This window comes from Bradyrhizobium sp. USDA 4452 (assembly GCF_054063575.1).
The window spans coordinates 8,507,478-8,528,576 of record NZ_JBSSGK010000001.1; the positions used below are offsets into that span (position 1 = coordinate 8,507,478).

A 21,099-nucleotide genomic window follows, 5' to 3' on the forward strand; every position below is an offset into this window, starting at 1 on the left:
TACTCACGCAACGCAACAGGTACATAATCTGACGCTCGTCCTTGCGGGGAGCGTCAGCGACGGCAAGCACTCAGTATGCGTTCTCGCTCTTGGTCAGCAGCGAGAACGGGGTCTTCAGCAGGATGTAGAGGTCGAACAGCACCGACCAGTTCTCGATGTAGTAGAGGTCGAATTCGACGCGCTTCTGGATCTTCTCGTCGGTGTCGACCTCACCGCGCCAGCCGTTGATCTGCGCCCAGCCGGTGATCCCGGGCTTGACGCGGTGGCGGGCGAAGTAGCCGTCGACGGCCTCGTCGAACAGGCGGTTTTCCAGCTTGCTCTGCACCGCGTGCGGACGCGGTCCGACCAGCGAGAGATTGCCCTTCAGCACGACGTTGAACAGCTGCGGCAATTCGTCGAGCGAGCTCTTGCGGATGAAGCGACCGACGCGGGTGACGCGCGGATCGTTCTTGGTCACGACCTTGGAGGCGGTTGGATCGGCCTGGTGATGGTAGAGCGAGCGAAACTTGTAGACGTCGATCCGCTCGTTGTTGAAGCCGAAGCGTTTCTGGCGGAACAGCACCGGGCCGGGGCTGTCGAGCTTCACCGCAAGCGCCACCAGCCCCAGCACCGGCAGTGCCGCAAGCAGGGCCAGGCCGCCGACCACGCGGTCGAACAGCCATTTCAGCACCAGATCCCAGTCGGTGATCGGCGCCTCGAACACGTCGAGCGTCGGCACCTTGCCGACATAGGAATAGGAGCGGGGGCGGAAGCGCAGCTTGTTGGTGTGGGCCGACAGGCGGATGTCGACCGGCAGCACCCAGAGCTTCTTCAGCATCTCCAGGATGCGGGTCTCCGCCGAGATCGGCAGCGCGAACAGGACGAGGTCGACGCGGGTGCGGCGGGCGAATTCGACGATGTCGTCGACCTTGCCGAGCTTCGGCGAGCCGGCGCAGGTTTCCATGGCGCGGGAGTCGCTGCGGTCGTCGAACACGCCGAGCACGTGGATGTCGGAATCGTCGTCGGCATTGAGCGCCTCGATCAGCTTCTCGCCGTTCTGGTCGGCGCCGACGATGATGGTGCGGCGGTCGAGCCGGCCGTCATGCGCCCAGGCGCGTACCATCGAGCGCAGCACCAGCCGTTCGACGATCAGCACCGCGAGGCCGACGCAGAAGAACGACGACAGCCAGACCCGCGAGACCTCGCCGCCGAGCTTGACCAGGAAGGAGACCCCGATGAACAGCAGGAACACGAACGCCCATGACGAGATCATCAGCGTCATCTGGCGGAGCTGACCGCGGAATATCTGCACCTGGTAGATGTCTGCGGCCTGGAAGCAGACCACCGCCGCAGCCGACATGCCGAGGATCGACGCGATGTACCCCCAATGGACGTCGCCGGCGAGCGGCCTGACATAGGCAAAATAGAGCCCGACGCCGACCAGGCTGAGCAGCACGAAGTCGGCGAGGCGAACCACGCCGGCGATCACCACCGGCGAGTAAGCGCTGCGAACTTTCTGATTGGTAACGGCGAGCGCGGCCGGCGACAGGCGGCGACGGCGTTCGATCTGCGGCTGAGCGGCCGTCGCGGACGCAGCGGCATCCAGCATCGAGCGTGCGTTAAACGGTTCCACGAGTCCACGTCCATTCCTGCGCCTGCAGATGAGCATCCGCACGCAGCACCGAAATTCCCCTGGACGTGAGTTAAGGGGACAAATCGGAAGAAACGGTTACGTGTGTAAGAAATGGTTAACGTTTGGCAAATGCGTCGCGGTAGCCGGCGAGCACGCCCTCGACCATTGCGCTCTGCGAGAAATGCTCGGAAATCCGTTCGCGGAGTTTCCGCGCGCGGGCAGCGGTCGCCGTGGGATTTTCGAGTGCGGCCTTGATTGCGTCGGCCATCGCGCCGGCGTTGCTGGGCGCAAATAACGCGTCGGTGTGGGTATCGAAGATTTCCGGGATGCCGCCGACATTGGCCGCGATCATCGGAACGCCGGCGGCGCCGGCCTCGATCACCACATAAGGCATCGAATCGCCACGCGAGGGAACCACCAGTATGCTGCCCTTCGAGAAGCCGTAGCGCGCCTTGACGTGGCCGATGAAGCGAACGGCATCGCCGAGCGACAGCCGTTTCACCTGCTCCTTGAGGCGCTCGAATTCCTCGCCGTCGCCGCCGAGCGTCAGCGTCACCGGTTTGCCCTCGGCGCGCAGTTTCGCCACCGCCTCGATCAGGAGGTCGGCGCCCTTGATGCGGCGGAACTCGCCGACATAGGCAACGTCCGAGGCATCATCGGCCTTGGCGACCGGTTCGAATTCCTCCGACGTGACGCCGTTGAAGACGCAGCGGACGAGGCCTGTCGGCTTGCCGACGGTGCGCTGATAGGTATCGCGGGCAAACGCGCTCTCGAACAGGAACAGGTCGGTGCTGTTCATCAGCGTACGCTCGAGCTGGCTGTAGAAGCGGCCCTTCCAGGTGTCGAGCGGATAGTGCAGCGAGCCACCGTGCGGCGTGTAGACCCGGATCACCTTGTCCGATCGCCGCCGCAGCCGGACATAGGCGCCGGCCTTGGCGCCGTGACCATGCACGACATCGGGTTTCAGCTTCCGGATCAGGCCGGCGATATGCGCCCAGACGATGAAGTCGGCGAAGCGCGGCTCGCGCCGGATCGCGACGCGATGGACACCGAGCTTGAGGCGCGGTTCGATCTCGGCGAGGACCGCGTCAGCACGCGTGCCTCCGGTCAGGCTGTCGGCGACGATGCCGACATGGTGGCCGCGTTCGATCTGGCCGTTGGCGACATCGAGGATGTGACGGATGATGCCGCCGACCGGGGCACGGACGACATGCAGGATGCGGAGCGGCCGTTCCTGATCTTGATCCTGTGCCATCGATCAGAACCAGCGTTCGCCGACGAAGACGGTGTCGCCGGGTCCGATCGGCGTGCCCAGGGGAACGACGAAGCGGCCGGCGCCCGATGCATCGGTTTGGGTGAGGGTGACCTCGTCGCGCCGGGCGCGCGGCGAGAAGCCGCCGGCGATCGCCACCGCGCTCTCGACCGTCATGTTGGGCACGTAGGGATACTGGCCGGGGGCCTGAACTTCGCCCAGGATGAAGAATGGCCGGTAGGATTCGATCTCGACCGCCACCGAAGGTTCGCGGATGAAGCCGTTGCGCAGCCGTGCGGTGATCTCGGCGGCAAGCCCGGCAGGCGTCCGGCCGCGTGCCGGCACCGGGCCGATCAGCGGCATCGTGATCGCGCCGGCTGCATCGATCGCATAGGAATTGGTCAACCCTTCCTGGCCATAGACGACGACGCGAAGCTTGTCGCCGGGGCCGAGATTGTAGGCCCCGCGCGTCGGCATGGGGTCGGCATAGGCCACGGCCATCGGTGTGGGCGCAGCCAGGGCCGGCTGTCCATACGCCATCGAATCGAGGGCCGGGTCTCCGGCAACCGGCGACGTCCGGCCCATGCAGCCCGCCAGCGCGAGCGCAGCAATCAGACAAACGAGGGGAGCGCGCAGATCGCGCATGCGAGGAATCCCACGGGACAATACCGGCGTCGATTAACGGCACTCATGGTTAACAAACGATGATGGAGCGGTGGTGGCCGGCGCATCCGTCAACCGTGCCGATTAACCCAGCAGCAACCTTAATGGACTGTAATCGCCGCCATTGAGATGGAATCGCGGTGTCCGCGGGAGTTCGTTATGCGTTTTGCATTCTGGCGTAGAGGCAAGGAAAAGGCCGCGGTGGAACGGGCGTTGCCGAAGTCCGCGCCCGTTGCCGACGAAGCCGTCGCGAAGCCCGTTTCGCCGATATCAGCCCAGGACGAGCCGGCGGGTCCGGAGGCGACGGATCTCGATCTGCATGTGCTCGGACGCGCGCTCGCGCGCAAGCGAAGCTGGATCGTCGTGCCGACCGTGCTCGTGTTCGCGGTGTCGCTTGCCGCCGTCAACGTCGTGACGCCGCGCTACAAGTCGGAAGCGCGCATCCTGATCGACAATCGCGAGAACGCTTTCCTGCGTCCGAACGGCGAGCGCGACCTGGAGCGCACCTCGCTCGACGCCGAAGCCGTGACGAGCCAGGTCCAGCTGCTGCTGTCGCGCGATCTCGCCCGCGACATCATCAAGAAGAACAAGCTCGCCGAGCGTCCGGAGTTCGATCCGGTGCTGCGGGGCTTCTCCCCGCTGAAGTCGCTGCTGGCGCTGTTCGGCATCGGCCGCGATCCGTTCAGCCTGACGCCGGAAGAGCGGGTGCTGGATTCCTATTACGAGCGCTTTCAGGCCTATGCGGTCGACAAGTCGCGCGTCATGGTGATCGAATTCCAGTCGGAGGATCCCGAGCTTGCGGAGCGCGTCGCCAACTCGATTGCCGACGGTTATCTGGTGTTGCAGCAGGCCGCGCGGCAGGACCAAGCCAAGTCCGCCAGCACCTGGCTGCTGGGCGAGATCGACAAGCTGCGCAGCAAGGTCGCGGATGCGGATTCGCGGGTCGAGGAATTTCGCTCCAAGTCGAGCCTGTTCGTCGGCACCAACAACATCCCGCTGTCGAACCAGCAGATGGGCGAGCTGAACACGCAGCTCAACAATGCCCGCGCGCTGAAGGCGGATGCCGAGACCAAAGCGCGGCTGATCCGCGAGATGCTTCAGGGCGGCAAGCCGATCGAGGCTTCCGAAGTGCTCAATTCCGAGCTGATCCGGCGGCTCGCCGAGCAGCGGGGCACGCTGCGCGCGCAGCTCGCCGAGCAGTCCTCGACGCTGCTCGACAACCATCCGCGCATCAAGGAATTGAAGGCGCAGATCGCTGACCTCGACCGCCAACTGCGCGAGGAGGCCGGCAAGATATCGCGCTCGCTCGACAACGATGCCCGCGTCGCCGAAGGCCGCGTCCAGGCGCTGCAGGCAAGCCTCGACCAGTCGAAGAAGCAGGCCTCGTCGAGCAACAGCCAGGACGTGCAGCTGCGCGGGCTCGAGCGTGAAGCCAAGGCACAGCGCGATCTGCTGGAAGCCTATCTTGCGAAGTATCGCGAGGCGACGGCACGCGAGAACATCGAGGCGGCGCCGACCGACGGCCGCATCATCTCGCGCGCCACGGTCTCGAACACGCCGGCCTATCCGAAGAAGTTGCCGATCGTGCTGATCGCGACACTGGCGACGCTGTTGCTGTCGTCCGGGATCATCATCACCGGCGAGCTGCTGCGCATCTCCGCGCCCGGCGCGGTGGGCCGTGCCTTCGCGCCGGCCGCCGCAGTGATCCGGCGCCGCGAACCGGTCATGGAGGCCGTGGCCGAAGACGAGCCGGCACCGATGCTGGCGCCAGAGCCCGCAGGCGCGGCGCCAGTTGCGTCGAGGACGCCGCCGGAGCCCGAACTGCCGCCGGCGTCCGGAACCGCCTACGAGCCCGTCATCAGCGAGCCGCAGCCTGCGCCGGCCCATGCGGTCGACGAGATCGATCAACTTGCCGAGCGTCTCGTCGCGGCCGGTCCCGCCGCCCACAAGGTCACGGTCCTCGGTCCGGCTGCCGGGGAGAGCGTGACGGCGACGGCGTTGACGCTGGCCCGTCTGATGGCGCGCCAGGCCAAGGTCGTGGTTGTCGATCTCGTCGGTTCCTCGCCTGCGCTGACGGCGGCCACGGTCGATCCCGGCGCGCCCGGCCTTGCCGAACTGATGCAAGGCGAGGCGCCGTTCGCGCAGATCATCACCAAGGATAGGCAATCGCGGGTTCAGATCGTCTGCGCCGGTCGGCCGGGCTTCGATCGTTCGCATCTGCAGTCGCCCCGATTGGCGCTCGCGATCGATGCGCTGCTCCGGGTCTACGACCATGTGTTGCTCGACGCCGGCTCGGCCGTCGACCTGCCGGCCGAGCTGCTGACCGCGAAGGCGCAAGCGGTCGTCGTGCCCGACGCCAGCATGGCACAGGATGCCCGCCGCTCGATGGTCGATCAGCTCAGGGCCGTCGGCTTCTCCGAGGTGACGATGCTGAGCAAGCCCTGCGCGCCGTCGGAAACGGTCGCGACGGGGCCGCGCGTGGTGGCGGCCTGAACAGGCCGCCGAAGCGCGATGAGATCAGGTTGATCGTCACCGCGCCTTCCGTTTGAAAAGCCGCTTTGCGTTTGCCGGTAACGCTTCAGTGCGCGAGCACGGGCTCGCGCGCGGCGCGCTCCAGCACTGGATCAATCCGCAGCCTGATCGTGACGAGCGCGCCGATCAGACCGACGACCGCGAGCAGCAGCAGGCCCGCGGTGAATCCGCCGGTCAGGTCCTTCAGGTAGCCCATCGCGAACGGGCCCGCGAAGCCCGACAGATTGCCGAGCGAGTTGATCGCGGCAATGCCCGCCGCGGCCGAGGCGCCGTTCAGGATGCTGGCCGGCATCGGCCAGAACATCGGCGGCACCGCCGACACGCCGATCTGCGCGAGGCAGAGCAGGCCGACGATCAGTACGGGACTAGAGACCAGGCCAGCCAGTCCGATGCCGACGGCGGCCAGCGTCAAGGCCCCGGCAACATGGTAGCGCCGCTCGCCGGTCTTGTCGGAATGACGGCCGAGCAGCACCATGCCGACCGCGCCGAACACGAAGGGCAGGGCGGCGATGAAGCCGGTCTGGGTGTCGGTGACGCCAAACGCCTTGATGATGGTCGGCAGGAAGAACGCGACGCCATAGCTCGCCGCATTGAGGCAGAAGTACACCAGCGCGCAGGCGAGCACCCGCGAATCGGTGAGCGATTGCAGCACCGAGATGTGCTCCACGGCTTCCTTCTTCTGCCGCTCGATCTCAAGGGTGTTCTGCACCCATTTGATCTCGTCGGGCTGCAGCCAGCTCGCCTGACGCGGGAAGTCCGGCAACATCGCCAGGACGGCGAAGCCGACCAGCACCGACGGCAGCGCTTCGCAGATGAACAGCCACTGCCACCCGGTCAGGCCGGCTCCCGACAGGTTGAGCAGCAGGCCCGAGATCGGCGCCCCGATGATGCTGGAGATCGGGATCGCGAGCATGAACAGGCTGATCACGCGGGCCCGATAGATCGTCGGGAACCAGAGCGTCAGGTAGAAGATGATTCCGGGGAAGAAGCCGGCCTCGCAGGCGCCGAGCAGCAGGCGAAGGAAGTAGAAGATCCATTCGCTCGAGAGGCCGCTCGCCGCGGACATCTGCGGGATGAAGGCGAATGCCGCCGAGACGATGCCCCAGCTGATCATGATGCGTGCGATCCAGCGCCGCGCGCCGAACCGTTCCAGAAGGATGTTGGAGGGCACCTCGAAGAAGAAATAGCCGACAAAGAAGAGGCCCGCGCCGAGCCCGTAGGCAGCCTCGCTGATGCCGAGCGCCGCATTCATGTGCAGCTTGGCGAAGCCGACATTGACGCGATCGAGATAGGCCACGAAGTAACACAGGATGAGGAACGGAATCAGCCGCCGCATCATCTTTCCGATCGCGCGCTTCTCGACATCGTCGCTCATCGTTCCCATCCCTTCTGGTTTTTCGATTCGGAGCACGCTCACCGCGCTGTCCGGGGCGGTACATTGTACACCCGCAGCGGTCCGTCGCTCTTCCAAGTCGCCTTGCAAGCTGCATTCATTGTTGTGTAATCGGCGGCCGCGTGACTAATGGCATTTGGGAATGGAGCCACGGCGAAACCGTCATGATGCACCGCGGTATGGCCGCGGGAACCCCGGTGTTTCCCAGCGAAGTGGACACCGGTTCGCGTTTAGAAAGCGCGCCGAGACTAGAATCTGGCGTTCGGTTCGTTCCGCCTCGATCGGATCGGACGGGCTTCAGCCGGGCAGGATGGTGACAGGCCGTGATCAATAATCTGAAATTGCGCCAGTTGCGCCTGCTGGTCGCGCTGGACAGCGAGCGCAAGCTGCAGTTGGCTGCCGAGCGTCTCAACATCACTCAATCGGCGGCGTCCAAGATGCTGGCCGAGATCGAGGCGGTGGCGCGGGTTCCGTTGTTCGAGCGCACGGCGCGCGGCGTCGAGCCCACGGCCTACGGCTCCATCTTGATCCGCGGCGGCAGGAGTGTCCTTGCCGACCTTGACCGGGTCACCGATGAATTCGCCGGTTACCGGTCCGGCGAACTCGGCACCGTATCGGTCGGAACGGTCGCCAAGCCCAGCATCGACCTCGTCGTCGATGTGATGCAGTATCTCGGCGAGAAGCTGCACCGGGTCAGCATTTCACTCGATGTCAGCACCAGCCCGCCGCTGGTCGCGCGGCTGCTCGCGCTGGAGCTGGATTTCATCGTTGCGCGGATACCCGCCGGCGTCGATCCCGGACAGTTCGACTATCACGAGATCGGGGCCGAGCAGGCCGGCCTGCTGGTCCGCGCCGAGCATCCGCTGGCCGCGCTCGACAGCGTCAATCTGGAAGACACGGTCGACCTGCAATGGATTTCCCAGCCGCGGGAATCCTTCATGCGCCAGGCGCTCGAGCGGCTGTTTTACAGCCGGGGTATTGCGCCGCCCCAGCGCATGATCAACACCGAATCCTTCTCCGCATCGATCGGAATTGCGGCAGGGATCGATGCGATCGTGCCGGTGCCCCTCTTGATCTTCGATCTGCTCGATCCGCAGCGCTTCAAGATGCTGCGCATCCGCGACCAGTTGATGCTCGAGAGTTACGGGCTGATCAAGCTGCGCAGACGCGCGCTGTCGCCGGCCGCAACGCTGGTGTTCGATGCGATGATGCGGCTCGGTGTTACGAGCGGACGGCAGGGATCGGAAGGCTCGTCTGCCTAAACGTCGCTTGCAGGCGTTTTCAGCGGAACATGCTGCGCAGGTTCTGCGCGATCTCGAACAGCGCCGGATTGTGCTTCACGGCGCGCTTGGCACGGCTGAGCGCCGACAGCGCGCTCGCCGCCGGCTTGCCGCGCAGGGTGAGCGGAATGAAGCTGTCGACGATCGCCTCGTCGTCCTTGCAGAACAACCGCTTGTACTCGTCGGAGCCGATGCCGAGGTCGAAGGCGCGGTAGTTCAGGCCGGCATGGCGATCGATGATGTCGCGCATCAGGATCAGGCCGGGGCTGAACTTGGAATTGGCCGACATCGTGTAGGTGTTGAACATCATCGAGAAGCGATGGCCGTCGGACACGCCCGCGAAGATCGCGATCACTTCCTCATCGCACTCCAGCGCGTGGATCTCGATCGCGTAGCCCTTGCCGTCGGCGCGCGGCGCCAGGCAGGCGCTGCGGATGAACTGCTCGACGCCGGGCTCGGCGAACACGTTGGGCAGTTTCTGCTCGGCCATGCGGTGCGGCTTGACGCGGAAGAACCAGTCGAGCAGGCGGCAGACGTCGGCGCTGTCGGCTGCGACATGATAGCGGTAGCCGGGCAGCGCCTGCAGCTTGCGCTCCTTGCCCTTGAGGCGGCGGCGGAACGAATTGCTGATCAGTGCCGCGGGCGCGGCGCCGGGCTCGATCATCAGCAACGGACAGTCGTTCACTGAAGCCTGGTGGGGCAGCAACGCCAGCGGATTGGGCTGGTCCTTCCAGCGCAGTGGCTGCTGGCAGAGTATGAGCGCATCGACGCGGGACCGCTCGGCAATCGAGCTCGTCAGCGCCGTGATGTCGGTTTCGGTTGCGTTGGCGGCAAAATCCTTGTCGTACAGCGCCATGTTGAAGGTCGCATGCTTGCCGCCCATGAAGCTCGCACAGTTCGCGCCCAGGCGCTGCTCGGCGGCGAGCGGCAACAGCAGCAGCGGACGGCGTTCGCTGTCATGAGCTACGACGATGAAGGGCCGCAGGCCTTCGCGCTCGCCGACCTGGCGTTGCCAGTTGGCGAGGAAATCGAAGCGCTGATAGGGCGTGTAGTTGTGTTGCGGTGTTTCGAGACTGCGCCAGGTCGCTTCGGCCGCGGTGAGGTCATGAAAGATGTCGACGCCGGCGACGCGAATTGCGCTCGGCCATGGCCGCGTCTCCGCCGTCTGGCCTTCAACTGTCGCCGCCATGATCATCTCGGAACCAAACTTTTTTAAGGTATTAATTTACAGTTCTCGACTGGGGCCGACCTTCGCAGGGAAATGTCAACAAAGAGTAATAAGAATGGCTCGGCAGGGGGCTTGGCGGCGTGTGGGAACCCGCCGCACAGGGGCGGGGATTTTGGCGCCGGACAACGGAATTTTGCGGCGGGCCCGGATGGAGCTCGCCTATTTCAGCGGTGCCTTCCGTCTGCGGGAACGCGAGGCCGGGGGGGCCGGGGCGATCCTGCGCTTCAAGCGCGTCCGCCCAGCCCAGCGAGTGCGGTTTCGTCCGCTGAAGTCGCAGGAGATCACGCCGGCATTTCTCGATCGCACGATCCGCGCGCTGAAGCGCTGGCAGTACGACATCGTCGGGATCGACGAGGCCTGCCGCCGCGCCGTGACCTTGCCCGAGCGCCGGCGCTTTGCCTGCCTCAGCTTCGACGGTGCCAGCAAAGATATCGTCACCCATGCCTATCCCGTGCTCGCCAGACACGGCGTCCCCTTCACCCTCTATCTGCCGACAGCCTTCCCAGACGGCGTAGGCGTCGCGTGGTGGCTGGTGCTCGAGGACATCATCGCCCGCGAGAGCCGGATCAGCCTGGTGATGGACGGCCGGGAGCGACACTTCGTGATCTCGAGCCTGTCGGACAAATACGAGCTGTTCGATTTCCTGTCCGGCTGGCTGCGCAAGCTGTCGCCGGCTGATCTGTCCTATGCGGTGAACGATCTCGGCCGGCGCTATTCGGCCAATGCGGCGCAATTGTCACGCAGTGACTCGCTCGACTGGACGGATCTGGCGAAGCTCGCGGCCGATCCGCACGTGACGTTCGGCAGCGCCACGGTGAACTATTCCGTCCTGTCGAGTCTCAGGGATGCCGATGCGCAGCGCGAAATCGCGATGGGAAAGGCGGTTGCCGAAAGCGCATTGCGGCGGCCGATCAGACATTTCGCATTCCCCTTCGGGGACCGCGAAGCGTTTCGGCGTCCGCATGTAGTAATGGCCGAGGAGGCCGGCTTCGCCAGCGCGGTGTCGACCATATCAGGGGTGGTCGAGGCGCAGGGACGCACTAATCTCCATGCACTGCCGCGCATCGCATGGGACGGCCGCGTCCGCTCACTGCGGATGATGCGCGTGCTGCTCTCGGGCGTGATGTTCGCACCGGTTCGGCCGACGCGGCATGCGCGCGACGAGGGCGCGGTCTAGGCGCGATCCGGCCGCGACATCCAGGACACGATCGGCATCGCCGGCAGCACCCAGCCGAGGCCGGCGACCACGTAGAAGATCGCCTGCAGCAGCCCCGAATTGGCGAGCCACGGGGTCTGGGCCACCGTCATGCCGAGCAGCGACCACACCACGACCAGGATCAGCAGGGCGATGGTTCCGAGCAGTTTGCGGGTGCGTATGGCCATGGCGGATATGTATGGATGACTCGTGATCTCGGCGGCGCTTGCGCCGCGGGCGCGGCGGACTATAAGGGGCCCGAAAATCCAATCAAGTCAGGGCGAAATGGCCGGTATTTCCGCACAACCATCGCAGCTCCGCGCCGTCAGGGTCTGGCTGATCGCAGTCGCTGCCCTGATCGCGCTGATGGTGCTGGTCGGCGGCGCCACACGGCTCACCGAGTCCGGCCTGTCGATCGTCGAATGGAAGCCGGTGACCGGCGCGCTGCCGCCGCTGACCGAGGCGCAGTGGACCAAGGCCTTCGAGGGCTACAAGACCATCCCGCAATACCGTGAGCTCAACGCCGGGATGACGCTCGCGCAATTCAAGACGATCTTCTGGTGGGAGTGGAGCCACCGGCTGCTCGGCCGGGTGATCGGTGCCGCCTATCTGCTGCCGTTCCTTTATTTCCTGTGGCGCGGCGCAGTGAGCGGCGAGCTCGGCCGGCGGCTGTGGGCGATCTTCGGCCTCGGCGCGCTGCAGGGTGGAGTCGGCTGGTGGATGGTGGCGTCCGGCCTCTCGGAACGCGTCGAGGTGTCGCAGTATCGGCTCGCGACCCATCTGGTGCTGGCGCTCCTGATCTTCGCGGCGATCGTGTGGACGCTGCGGCGCTTGACGGACCGCCCAAGCGTGATCGCGCCGCTCAGGCTGAAGATCACGAGTGCGGTGCTGCTCGTGCTCACCTTCGTGCAGCTCTATTTCGGCGCGCTGGTCGCGGGCCTGCGCGCGGGCAGGGTTTACAACACCTGGCCCGACATCGACGGCAGCTTGATTCCATCGGCTGATCGGCTCTGGTTCGAGACGCCGTGGTGGCGCAATCTGTTCGACAACACGCTGACCGTGCAGTTCGAACACCGCATGACGGCCTATCTGCTGTTCGCGCTGGCGTTGGCACATGCGGTCGACGTCGTGCGCTCGCGCGCCGGAGGTGCCGTGATCGCGGGCGCCTGGTGGCTGGTCGCGGCGATCACGCTACAGGCGACGCTCGGCATCCTGACGCTGTTGCATCAGGTGCCGATCGATCTGGCGCTGACGCACCAGGCGGTCGCGATCGTCGTGCTGACGCTCGCGATTCTGCAGGCCGAGCGGTTCGCGGCGCGCCGGACCGAGCGGGACCAGCCGACGCTCGTTCCGGTCGGCCAGTCCCTCTGATCTGATCCATCAGGGCAGATAGTCGAGCCCGATATCGAGCGCAGCCGAGCTGTGGGTCACCCAGCCGACCGAGATCAGATCGACGCCGGTGGCGGCAATCGCCGCGGCGGTCGCTGCGGTGATACGGCCGGAGGCTTCGGTGATCGCCTTGCCGCGCGCCATCGCCACCGCCTGGCTGAGCTGCTCCGTCGTCATGTTGTCGAGCAGGACCGCATCGACGCCGAGCGCCAGCGCCTCCTCGAGCTGCGACAGCGTGTCGACCTCGACCTCGATCTTGACGAGATGACCGGTATTGGCCTTGGCGCGTTCGACCGCGGTGCGGATGCCGCCGGCGAGCGCGATGTGGTTGTCCTTGATCAGCACGGCGTCGTCGAGCCCGAAACGGTGATTGCCGCCGCCGCCGGCACGGACCGCGTATTTCTCCAGCGCACGCAGCCCTGGCGTGGTCTTGCGGGTGCAGACGATCTGCGCGCGCGTGCCGGCGACGGCCTTGACCAGCGTAGCGGTCGCGCTCGCGACGCCGCTCAGATGGCAGAGGAAGTTGAGCGCGGTGCGCTCCGCCGTGAGCAGGCTGCGGGCCGGGCCGTCGATGATCGCGATGACCTGGTCGGGTTCGACCGCGCTGCCGTCGGGCCGCTCGGCGCGTAGCGTGATGGCCGGCGACACCGTCTGGAAGGCGGTGCGCGCCACATCGAGGCCTGCGATCACGCCGGGCTGCCGTGCCCGCATCACGAGGCGCGCCTGCTGACTGGCCGGCACGATGGCGTCTGCCGTGATATCGCCGGCCCGGCCGAGATCCTCACGCAACGCGGTTTGCACGATCGGCTCATACAGCAGCGGCAACAGGGGATTGAGGGTCATGAGTGGGCACTCCTGGCTGAGAGGTTGGATTCAACGATGTCGTGCGCGGCGGCGAGCGCCTCGGCACGGGTGAGAGAAGACGGGCTCGCCGATAGAGCCGTGTGCGGGAAATCGGTGCGGAAATGACCGCCGCGGCTCTCCTCACGCCGGATTGCGGCGACCGCGATCATCAATCCGACCAGCGCTGCGTCGGATGCCGCGCTCTGGCCGCGCGCGAGCGGAAGGAGGCCGCGGATCGCGCGTGCGATGCCGTCGCGGTCGCGCAGCACACCCAGCCCCTGGGTGAGGATAGGCCGCACGGCAGAAGGATCGGAGGCGGGCGGCATGGCGTCGTCGCTCAGCATCGCGCGTGGACCTGCGCTGACGCCTTCGATGCTCTCGGCAACCCAGCGCGCGCAGACGATCGCTTCCATCAGCGAGTTGCTGGCGAGCCGGTTGGCGCCGTGCAAGCCGGTGCGCGCGGCCTCGCCACAGGCCCACAGGCCTTGCACCGTGCTGCGGCCATGGCCGTCAACCGCGATGCCGCCCATGTGGTAATGGACCGCGGGCCGGATCGGGATCGGATCACGGGCGGGATCGATGCCGGCCATCTTGCAGAACGCGCTGATCACGGGATAGCGCTGCGCAAACTCCGCGCCTGGATGCTGGCGTGCATCGAGGAAAGTGCGGTGTCCCGCGGCGCGGTGGCGCCAGACCGCGCGCGCGACGATGTCGCGCGGCGCAAGCTCGGCGCCGGGCTGATCGGCCATGAAGCGCTGCCCGGTCTCGTCGATCAGGGTCGCGCCGTCGCCGCGGATCGCCTCGGTGAGCAGCGGCATTGGGCGCGACGGCCCGTCGAAGGCGGTCGGATGAAACTGGACGAATTCGATGTCCGACAGTCTTGCGCCGGCATGTGTCGCGAGCGCGAGGCCCTGGCCGAAGCATCCGCCCGGATTGGTGCTGTACGAAAACAGCCCGCCAATGCCGCCGGTCGCTATCACCACCCGATTGGTCGCGATCGTCAGCGCGCCGCGGGCGCCGGCTGCAAGTACGCCCTTGACCGCATTATCCTCGACCAGCAGCCGGCGTGCCTCGACGCCTTCCAGCAGGGTGATCGATGGCGTCCGGCGGACCGCCGCGATCAGCGCGCGCATGATCTCGCGGCCGGTGCCATCACCGGTGGCGTGCACGATGCGGTTGCGGCCGTGTGCTGCCTCGAGCCCGAGCCGCCAGCTGCCGTCGGCGCGCCGGTCGAAGGCGACGCCGAGCTCGGCCAGATGCGCCACGGCAGCAGGCGCGGCGTGGACGATCCGGGATGCCGCGGCCGCGTCGCAGAGGCCGGCGCCGGCCGCAAGCGTATCGGCGAGATGGAGGTCTGGCGTGTCATCCGCGCCGACCGGCGCGGCGAGACCACCCTGCGCCCACATGCTGGACGCTTCGGCGCCGAGCGGCGACTTCGACAGAAGTACGACCGGCTCGGGCGCGAGCTGAAGTGCGGTCATCAGCCCCGCGGCGCCACCGCCGATGATGACCGGGCGGCCGTTCAGATCGGAAAGATCGGTACTCATATTGCCAGCATCCTTTCGACGCTCTTGCGCGCGCGATCGGCGATCTCAGGGTCGATCGTGACCTCGTGCTGATTGGTCTCCAGCGCGTGGCGGATGTTCTTCAGCGTGATCCGCTTCATGTGCGGGCATAGATTGCAGGGCCGGACGAAGTCGACATCGGGATTGCGGGCCGCGATGTTGTCGCTCATCGAACATTCCGTCAGCAGCACGACGCGCGGCGGACGCTTGGTCTCGACGAAGGACTGCATCGCGGCCGTCGAACCCGCAAAGTCCGCTTCGGCGACCACCTCGGGCGGGCATTCCGGATGCGCCAAGACGGTGACATCAGGGTAATTCTCACGCAGCTGGCGCACGTCATCGGCGGTGAACAGCTCGTGCACCTCGCAATGGCCCTTCCAGGCGATGATCTTCTTGCTCGTCTGCTTGGCGATGTTCTGCGCCAGATATTCATCCGGCAGCATGATGACGCGCTCGGCGTCGAGCGACTCCACCACCTTGAGGGCGTTGCCTGAGGTGCAGCAGATGTCGGACTCCGCCTTCACTGCAGTCGACGTGTTGACATAGGCGACGACGGGCGCGTCCGGATAGCGCGCACGCATCAGCTGCACGTCGGCTGCCGTGATGGAATCCGCCAGCGAGCAGCCGGCCTCCAGGTCGGGGATCAGCACAGTCTTCGCCGGATTGAGCAGCTTCGCCGTCTCGGCCATGAAGTGCACACCCGCGAGCACGATGACATCAGCGTCGACCTTGGTCGCTTCACGCGCGAGCAACAGACTGTCGCCGACGATGTCGGCGACGCCGTGGAAGATCTCCGGCGTCTGGTAGTTATGCGCCAGCACCACCGCGTTGCGGCGGCGCTTCAGCGCGAGGATCGCGTCGACATCCTCGGCGAAAGTCGCCCATTCGAATGGTGGGATGACGCGCTTGACGCGCTCATAGAGCGGGGCGGTGCGCTCGAGTAGTGCGGTATCGAGGGAAGCCATTTATACTCTCCTTGAGCATAAGATGGCTTATACTTATCCTGAGCATAAGGCGTGTCAAGTGCGCGAGAGCGGAAGCTTGGTGCCGGCGACGGCCCGTTCGGCCAGCACGGCGTGCCGGAAGCGGAACAGCTTGGCCGGCCGTCCGACGGTATCGGCGGCCATTGCGCCAGTCTCTTCAACGAGTTCCTGCTGCTCGATCAGCCGGCGGAAGTTCTGCTTGTGGACCAACCGGCCTGCGAGCGCCTCAACACTGCGTTGCAGTTGCAGCAGGGTGAACTCGGCGGGCATCAATTCGAATACCACCGGACGGTATTTGATCTTGGCGCGCAGTCGCGCGATCCCGGTGGCGAGGATGCGGCGATGATCTGCCGTCATCGGCTTGCCCGGCGCGGCCGGCGCCTCGCGGTCATGCGCGCGTCCGGCTTCCGGGATCAGCGACGCCTCCCAGAGCAGCTCGTAACGCTGCAGTACCAGTTCTTCATTCCAGCCGCGATCGTCGAGCCCGAAGGTGATCGCGCAGCGCTGCCAGCGCTCGCGCTGCAAGGTCGGTGACGGCGCGGCTTTCGCCCATGTCTTCAGTTTCGGCGCGATCGACCTCGCAATGAAAGCCGGCGCGCCGGCGCGCTGATCTTCCCAGGGGAAGTAGTCGTACCAGCCGGACCAATGCGCCTGGAAATCTTCGCCGACCCGGTCCTCGCGGGTCAGCCCGAGATAGCTGATCGAGACGCTGTGCGGGCCCTTGGCGTCGCCGGATCGGCCGCGGTCGGCAAAGGTGTAGAGCTGCTCGACATAGCCGAGCGGGTGGCCGGTCTGCGCCTCGACCCAGGCCCGCAGCGCGGTCTGCAGCGAACGGTGGGTGAACTCGAACGGGCCACTCGGCAGCGCGGAACCGCCGGCGATGGTCATGATCTTGGGCGTGCCGTCGGTGACGGCGACCAGCACCGCGACGAGGTCGGCGGTGACGGCATTTCCCGAAACCGGTGCGCTGGTTTTCTTCTGCGGCGATCTGGCCACCCGATCGTTCCGCCCTTAGCAGTAGCCGTAGACGCCGCAGGCGTAGGGCAGGCGGTCCCAATAGGTCACATAGGCGCCGCCGTAGTAGGGGCCGAAATAGTTGTAGGAATGCCAGTTGCCGTAATAGCCGGGCAGCGACGATGATCCCGGCAGCAGCGGTTCACCCGGCACGTACGGGATGTACGGCTCTGAATTGAGCGGGATCACCGTGGGCTCGACGACCACGAGTTGACGTCCGCGCCGCACATAGGTCGGCCCTGTGATGGTGGTGCGGTAGGCATAGTGCCGGCGCGGCAGGCCAGCCGGCAATTGGCGCGCGGCCTTGACGGTTGTGCTCTTGGCGACGACCGGGCCGTCGGCGGCGTCAGCAGGCGAAGTCGCAAACAGCGCGATCCCGAGCGGCAATATCCAGCGCAGCATCCATGGTCTCCCGAATCATCCGGAGCCTATCACTGCCACTTTATGCCGGATTGAGCGTTAACGAGAGACCCGTCGCAGTTAAGCGTTAACGCGAGACACATCGTTCGGGCAATTGGCCGGAGCGATGCGGGGCACCGCTCCGGAACAATGGCGGGATCAGGCGCGCAGGGCCTGGTCGAGATCAGCGATCAGGTCTTCCTTGTCCTCGATGCCGATTGAGAGCCGCACCACCTCGGGCGCCGCGCCGGACTTCACCTTGGCGGCATCGTCGAGCTGGCTGTGGGTGGTGGAGGCCGGGTGGATCACCAGCGAGCGGGTGTCGCCGACATTGGCCAGATGCGAAAACAGCTTCAGGTTCGACACCAGGTTGACGCCGGCGTCATAGCCACCCTTGAGACTGAAGGTGAACACCGCGCCGGCGCCTTTCGGTGCGTATTTGCGCTGCAGGGCGTTGTATTTGTCGCCGGGCAGGCCGGCGTAGTTCACCGCCGACACGGCCGGGTGGGTCGAGAGGAATTCCGCCACCGCCTTGGCATTGTCGCAGTGCTTCTGCATGCGCAGCGGCAGTGTCTCGATGCCGGTCAGGATCATGAAGGCGTTGAACGGCGACAGCGCCGGGCCGAGGTCGCGCAGGCCAAGCACGCGGCAGGCGATCGCGAAGGCGAAATTGCCAAAGGTCTCCTGAATCCGGATGCCGTGATATTCGGGGCGCGGCTCGCTCAGCATCGGATATTTGTTGTCCTTCGACCAGTCGAAGGTGCCGGCGTCGACGATGATGCCGCCGAGCGAATTGCCATGACCGCCGAGGAACTTGGTCAGGGAGTGCACGACGATGTCGGCACCATGGTCGATCGGCTTGATCAGATAGGGCGAGGCCAGCGTGTTGTCGACGATCAGCGGCACGCCGGCCTTGCGCGCGACGGCGGCGATCGCCTCGATATCGGTGATGCTGCCGGCGGGGTTGGCGATCGACTCGATGAAGATCGCCTTGGTGTGCGGCGTCACCGCGCGCTCGAAGCTTTCGATCTCGTCAGGATCGGCCCAGGCCACGTTCCAGCCGAACGCCTTGAAGGCGTGGGTGAACTGGTTGATCGATCCGCCGTAGAGTTTTCGGGCGGCGATGATTTCGTCGCCGGGTTTCAACAGCTGCTGCAGCACGACGAGCTGCGCGGCGTGGCCGGAGGCGACCGCAAGCGCCGCGGTGCCGCCCTCGAGCGCTGCGACGCGTTCCTCGAGCACGGCGTTGGTCGGGTTGCCGATCCGGGTATAGATGTTGCCGAAGGCCTGCAGGCCGAACAGCGAAGCCGCATGGTCGGCGTCATTGAAGACGAATGACGTGGTCTGGTAGATCGGCGTCGCCCGCGCGCCGGTGGTGGGATCAGGCTGCGCGCCGGCGTGCACGGCGAGGGTGGAAAATCCCGGAAGGCGATCGGTCATTCTTTGTGTCCTGTTGTGGCCTGGTCGAAACGCGCGGCATGCTGATAGCGGCGGCGCTCGCCGTCAAGCGAGATGGCTATGCCGGCATTTTTTGGAATGGGCATCCAGCGCCATACCGGACGAGTGGAGCGATTATTCCGCCGCGATGTCAGGTCGTCTCGGTCTTGTTCTTTGCCGCGCGGTCGGATGCCGCAGTCTGGCCGCCGCCAAAGCTGGTGCGGTTGAGCGACAGCCGCATGCCCTGCGTCGGAATCGGCGCGCGCTTGGAACTCAGCGTGCGCGAGTTGACGCCCATCCAGGAGATCTCCGACGACAGCCGGCCATACTCGATTTTCGGGCAGCGGTTCATCACCACCTTGAGTCCCGCGGCCTCCGCCTTCTCGGCGGCGGCATCGTCGCGTGCGCCAAGCTGCATCCAGATCACCTTCGGCAGCGGCGACAATTTCAGCGCTTCCTCGACGACCGGCATAATGTGGCTCGAATTGCGGAAGATGTCGATCATGTCGATCGGGCGATCGATATCCGCGAGCGATGCGACGAACGGCTTGCCCATCAGCGCCTTGCCGACATGGCCAGGGTTTACCGGGATCATGTCGTAGCCGCGTTGCGCCAGATATTTGAACGCGAAATAGCTCGGCCGCACATTGACCGGCGAGGCACCGACCATCGCGATCGATTTCACGTTGTTCAGGATGCTGCGGATGTAGTTGTCGTCGTAGGCGTCGTGATTCATCGATCTTCCGGGTTTGTCATTCCGGGGCTCGCGAAGCGAGAACCGGGAACCTCGAGATTCCGGGTTCAATGCTGCGCATCGCCCCGGAATGACGATGCGAGAATTGCGTCGTCACTTGTCCTGCCACTTCGGATCGCGCTTCTCGATGAAGGCGCCGATGCCTTCCTCGGCGTCGCGCGCCATCATGTTTTCGGTCATCACCTCGGCGGCGAAGCGATAGGCGTCCGCAAGGCTCATCTCGGCCTGGCGATAGAACGCCTCCTTGCCGAGCTTGACGGTGTAGGCCGATTTCAGCGCGACCTTTTGCGCCAGCGCGATCGCGGCGTCGCGTTCTGCGCCAGCGGATACCACGCGGTTGATGAGGCCGATGCTCTGTGCGGTCGCCGCGGAGACCGGTTCACCGGTCAGCAGCATCTCCATCGCCTGCTTGCGCGGCACGTTGCGCGACAGGGCCACCATCGGCGTCGAGCAGAACAGCCCAATATCGACACCCGGCGTCGCGAACGCCGCAGCGTCGGAGGCGACGGCGAGGTCGCAGCTTGCGACGAGCTGGCAGCCGGCCGCGGTGGCGATGCCCTGGACACAGGCGACCATCGGCTTCGGCAGATGCACGATCGCCTGCATCATCGCGCTGCAGGCGTTCATGATCTCAGCGAAATAGGCGCGGCCGCGATCGGCGTCGGTGCGGCGCGCGGTGAGCTCCTTGAGGTCATGGCCGGCGCAGAATGCCGGGCCGTTGGCGGCGAGCACGACGGCGCGGACGCTCCTGTCGCCGGCGACATCGTTCAGCGCAGCGTGCAACTCGCCGATCAGGCCCTCGGAGAGGCTGTTGCGGGCCGCGGGTCGATTGAGCGTCAGTAGCGCGATACTGCCAATGGTCTCGCGCAGCAGGATCGGCTGATGTTGCGGCGCTTTCGCGCGGACGGCCTGGGCGGACATGACGAAATTCCTCTATCGTGTCTGTGACAATTTAATGTAACAGGCAGGCTGAAGCGAGGGCAGGACCGCATGGCGATTGCGAAAATGAGCGTGGCTGATCTGGAGGAATTCCTGCGTAAGGAATTTCCGCAGGCATTCGCCTACGACGACATCCGGATCGAAAGCGCCGACGGCGAGACGGCCTTGCTTCGCCAGCGCTTCAGCGAGCGCATGCTGCGGCCCGGCGGTACGGTCTCCGGGCCGACCCTGATGGGGCTGGCGGATTTTGCGATGTATGTGGTGCTGCTGTCGGCGATCGGGCCGATCGGCCTTGCCGTCACCACCAACCTCAACATCAATTTCCTGCGCAAGGGCCAGCCGGGCCAGGACGTCCTTGCCGTCGCCAAGCTGCTCAAGCTCGGCAAGCGGCTTGCGGTCGGTGAGGTGAACCTGCTGTCCGGCACCTCTCCGGACCCGATCGCCCATGTTACGGCGACCTATTCCATTCCAAATCAATAGTCTTTCTTGAGGTATTATTGCACCATATTTTCAAGTCGCTGTTTTTATTGAGATAATCATGGCGCGTCGATGTTGACGCGCGCCTGCGGCTTCTCTAGAAAGCCGCCAGTTCGGCGCATTCGGCGCCGATTTCCTTTTCAC

The 21,099-nt window shown here is 65.6% G+C and carries 19 protein-coding genes; 5 read left to right on the plus strand and 14 right to left on the minus strand.

All coding sequences use genetic code 11. From position 1 onward, the window contains the following. Window positions 1-70: 70 nt before the first annotated feature. From ACVISU_RS40425 to ACVISU_RS40435, 3 genes are all read right to left on the minus strand, one after another. Window positions 71-1,612, minus strand: coding sequence for an undecaprenyl-phosphate glucose phosphotransferase (locus tag ACVISU_RS40425; protein ID WP_456710662.1), 1,542 nt, complete (start codon window positions 1,610-1,612; stop codon window positions 71-73). 115 nt (window positions 1,613-1,727) lie between these two features. Then, the gene (locus ACVISU_RS40430) at window positions 1,728-2,867 is read right to left on the minus strand and encodes a glycosyltransferase family 4 protein (protein ID WP_050400916.1); all 1,140 of its coding nucleotides are present in this window, start codon (window positions 2,865-2,867) and stop codon (window positions 1,728-1,730) included. Between the two features lie 3 nt (window positions 2,868-2,870). Further along, window positions 2,871-3,509 carry a polysaccharide biosynthesis/export family protein gene (locus ACVISU_RS40435; protein ID WP_456710663.1) on the minus strand — a complete coding sequence of 213 codons (639 nt, stop codon included), beginning with the start codon at window positions 3,507-3,509 and terminating at the stop codon, window positions 2,871-2,873. Between the two features lie 177 nt (window positions 3,510-3,686). On the opposite strand from ACVISU_RS40435, the gene ACVISU_RS40440 reads away from it, so the two are divergent. Further along, window positions 3,687-6,020 carry a GumC family protein gene (locus ACVISU_RS40440; protein WP_456710664.1) on the plus strand — a complete coding sequence of 778 codons (2,334 nt, stop codon included), beginning with the start codon at window positions 3,687-3,689 and terminating at the stop codon, window positions 6,018-6,020. An 85-nt stretch (window positions 6,021-6,105) separates the two neighbouring features. Here ACVISU_RS40440 and ACVISU_RS40445 read toward each other — a convergent pair whose 3' ends face one another. Beyond that, entirely contained in the window at window positions 6,106-7,443 is a 1,338-nt protein-coding gene (locus tag ACVISU_RS40445) for an MFS transporter (protein ID WP_456710665.1), read from the minus strand. Window positions 7,444-7,775: 332 nt separating this feature from the next. Between ACVISU_RS40445 and ACVISU_RS40450 the strand changes: the two genes are divergently transcribed. Then, window positions 7,776-8,714, plus strand: a complete 939-nt coding sequence (locus ACVISU_RS40450) for a LysR family transcriptional regulator (RefSeq protein ID WP_456710666.1) — start codon at window positions 7,776-7,778, stop codon at window positions 8,712-8,714. Window positions 8,715-8,733: 19 nt separating this feature from the next. Here the strand turns inward: ACVISU_RS40450 and ACVISU_RS40455 are convergent, their stop codons facing one another. Beyond that, on the minus strand, window positions 8,734-9,927 hold the full coding sequence (locus ACVISU_RS40455; protein ID WP_456710667.1) for a GNAT family N-acetyltransferase: 1,194 nt from the start codon (window positions 9,925-9,927) through the stop codon (window positions 8,734-8,736). A gap of 145 nt (window positions 9,928-10,072) precedes the next feature. Here ACVISU_RS40455 and ACVISU_RS40460 point away from each other — a divergent pair, with 145 nt between their 5' ends. Then, the gene (locus ACVISU_RS40460; protein WP_456710998.1) at window positions 10,073-11,137 is read left to right on the plus strand and encodes a polysaccharide deacetylase family protein; all 1,065 of its coding nucleotides are present in this window, start codon (window positions 10,073-10,075) and stop codon (window positions 11,135-11,137) included. Here the strand turns inward: ACVISU_RS40460 and ACVISU_RS40465 are convergent. Then, window positions 11,134-11,343 carry a DUF2842 domain-containing protein gene (locus ACVISU_RS40465; protein WP_050400909.1) on the minus strand — a complete coding sequence of 70 codons (210 nt, stop codon included), beginning with the start codon at window positions 11,341-11,343 and terminating at the stop codon, window positions 11,134-11,136. The two genes, ACVISU_RS40460 and ACVISU_RS40465, sit on opposite strands and share 4 nt — an antisense overlap. 97 nt (window positions 11,344-11,440) lie before the next feature. Between ACVISU_RS40465 and ACVISU_RS40470 the strand changes: the two genes are divergently transcribed. Continuing rightward, the gene (locus tag ACVISU_RS40470) at window positions 11,441-12,526 is read left to right on the plus strand and encodes a COX15/CtaA family protein (protein WP_456710668.1); all 1,086 of its coding nucleotides are present in this window, start codon (window positions 11,441-11,443) and stop codon (window positions 12,524-12,526) included. A 9-nt stretch (window positions 12,527-12,535) separates the two neighbouring features. Here the strand turns inward: ACVISU_RS40470 and nadC are convergent, their stop codons facing one another. The 8 genes from nadC to ACVISU_RS40510 form a co-directional block, all read right to left on the minus strand. Beyond that, complete coding sequence (gene nadC, locus ACVISU_RS40475; RefSeq protein WP_456710669.1) at window positions 12,536-13,387, minus strand: carboxylating nicotinate-nucleotide diphosphorylase; 852 nt, start codon at window positions 13,385-13,387, stop codon at window positions 12,536-12,538. After that, on the minus strand, window positions 13,384-14,934 hold the full coding sequence (locus tag ACVISU_RS40480) for an L-aspartate oxidase (protein WP_456710670.1): 1,551 nt from the start codon (window positions 14,932-14,934) through the stop codon (window positions 13,384-13,386). The genes nadC and ACVISU_RS40480 overlap by 4 nt, the downstream gene beginning before the upstream one ends. Beyond that, entirely contained in the window at window positions 14,931-15,917 is a 987-nt protein-coding gene (gene nadA / locus ACVISU_RS40485; RefSeq protein WP_050400905.1) for a quinolinate synthase NadA, read from the minus strand. Before nadA ends, ACVISU_RS40480 begins: the two co-directional genes overlap by 4 nt. A 54-nt stretch (window positions 15,918-15,971) precedes the next feature. Then, window positions 15,972-16,931 carry an NUDIX hydrolase gene (locus ACVISU_RS40490; RefSeq protein ID WP_456710671.1) on the minus strand — a complete coding sequence of 320 codons (960 nt, stop codon included), beginning with the start codon at window positions 16,929-16,931 and terminating at the stop codon, window positions 15,972-15,974. A 15-nt stretch (window positions 16,932-16,946) separates the two neighbouring features. Further along, the gene (locus ACVISU_RS40495; protein ID WP_456710672.1) at window positions 16,947-17,351 is read right to left on the minus strand and encodes a hypothetical protein; all 405 of its coding nucleotides are present in this window, start codon (window positions 17,349-17,351) and stop codon (window positions 16,947-16,949) included. 156 nt (window positions 17,352-17,507) lie between these two features. Then, window positions 17,508-18,788, minus strand: coding sequence for an O-acetylhomoserine aminocarboxypropyltransferase (locus ACVISU_RS40500; protein ID WP_063695442.1), 1,281 nt, complete (start codon window positions 18,786-18,788; stop codon window positions 17,508-17,510). A 148-nt stretch (window positions 18,789-18,936) separates the two neighbouring features. Continuing rightward, window positions 18,937-19,521: a CoA-binding protein gene (locus ACVISU_RS40505; RefSeq protein ID WP_050405660.1), complete on the minus strand. Its 585-nt coding sequence runs from the start codon at window positions 19,519-19,521 to the stop codon at window positions 18,937-18,939. Window positions 19,522-19,632: 111 nt separating this feature from the next. Further along, window positions 19,633-20,460 carry an enoyl-CoA hydratase gene (locus ACVISU_RS40510; RefSeq protein WP_050405659.1) on the minus strand — a complete coding sequence of 276 codons (828 nt, stop codon included), beginning with the start codon at window positions 20,458-20,460 and terminating at the stop codon, window positions 19,633-19,635. Between the two features lie 69 nt (window positions 20,461-20,529). Between ACVISU_RS40510 and ACVISU_RS40515 the strand changes: the two genes are divergently transcribed. Beyond that, window positions 20,530-20,958, plus strand: coding sequence for a PaaI family thioesterase (locus ACVISU_RS40515; protein WP_050405658.1), 429 nt, complete (start codon window positions 20,530-20,532; stop codon window positions 20,956-20,958). Window positions 20,959-21,099 lie beyond the last annotated feature (141 nt).

What these genes read in the sequence shown, in the direction of transcription:
- ACVISU_RS40465 (WP_050400909.1), bottom strand. Translation starts at nt 11,343, where the DNA reads ATGGCCATACGCACCCGCAAACTGCTCGGAACCATCGCCCTGCTGATC.
- ACVISU_RS40435 (WP_456710663.1), bottom strand. Translation starts at nt 3,509, where the DNA reads ATGCGCGATCTGCGCGCTCCCCTCGTTTGTCTGATTGCTGCGCTCGCG.
- ACVISU_RS40470 (WP_456710668.1), top strand. Translation starts at nt 11,441, where the DNA reads ATGGCCGGTATTTCCGCACAACCATCGCAGCTCCGCGCCGTCAGGGTC.
- ACVISU_RS40440 (WP_456710664.1), top strand. Translation starts at nt 3,687, where the DNA reads ATGCGTTTTGCATTCTGGCGTAGAGGCAAGGAAAAGGCCGCGGTGGAA.
- ACVISU_RS40505 (WP_050405660.1), bottom strand. Translation starts at nt 19,521, where the DNA reads ATGAATCACGACGCCTACGACGACAACTACATCCGCAGCATCCTGAAC.
- nadA (WP_050400905.1), bottom strand. Translation starts at nt 15,917, where the DNA reads ATGGCTTCCCTCGATACCGCACTACTCGAGCGCACCGCCCCGCTCTAT.
- ACVISU_RS40515 (WP_050405658.1), top strand. Translation starts at nt 20,530, where the DNA reads ATGGCGATTGCGAAAATGAGCGTGGCTGATCTGGAGGAATTCCTGCGT.
- ACVISU_RS40480 (WP_456710670.1), bottom strand. Translation starts at nt 14,934, where the DNA reads ATGAGTACCGATCTTTCCGATCTGAACGGCCGCCCGGTCATCATCGGC.
- ACVISU_RS40495 (WP_456710672.1), bottom strand. Translation starts at nt 17,351, where the DNA reads ATGCTGCGCTGGATATTGCCGCTCGGGATCGCGCTGTTTGCGACTTCG.
- ACVISU_RS40445 (WP_456710665.1), bottom strand. Translation starts at nt 7,443, where the DNA reads ATGGGAACGATGAGCGACGATGTCGAGAAGCGCGCGATCGGAAAGATG.
- nadC (WP_456710669.1), bottom strand. Translation starts at nt 13,387, where the DNA reads ATGACCCTCAATCCCCTGTTGCCGCTGCTGTATGAGCCGATCGTGCAA.
- ACVISU_RS40500 (WP_063695442.1), bottom strand. Translation starts at nt 18,788, where the DNA reads ATGACCGATCGCCTTCCGGGATTTTCCACCCTCGCCGTGCACGCCGGC.
- ACVISU_RS40455 (WP_456710667.1), bottom strand. Translation starts at nt 9,927, where the DNA reads ATGATCATGGCGGCGACAGTTGAAGGCCAGACGGCGGAGACGCGGCCA.
- ACVISU_RS40510 (WP_050405659.1), bottom strand. Translation starts at nt 20,460, where the DNA reads ATGTCCGCCCAGGCCGTCCGCGCGAAAGCGCCGCAACATCAGCCGATC.
- ACVISU_RS40430 (WP_050400916.1), bottom strand. Translation starts at nt 2,867, where the DNA reads ATGGCACAGGATCAAGATCAGGAACGGCCGCTCCGCATCCTGCATGTC.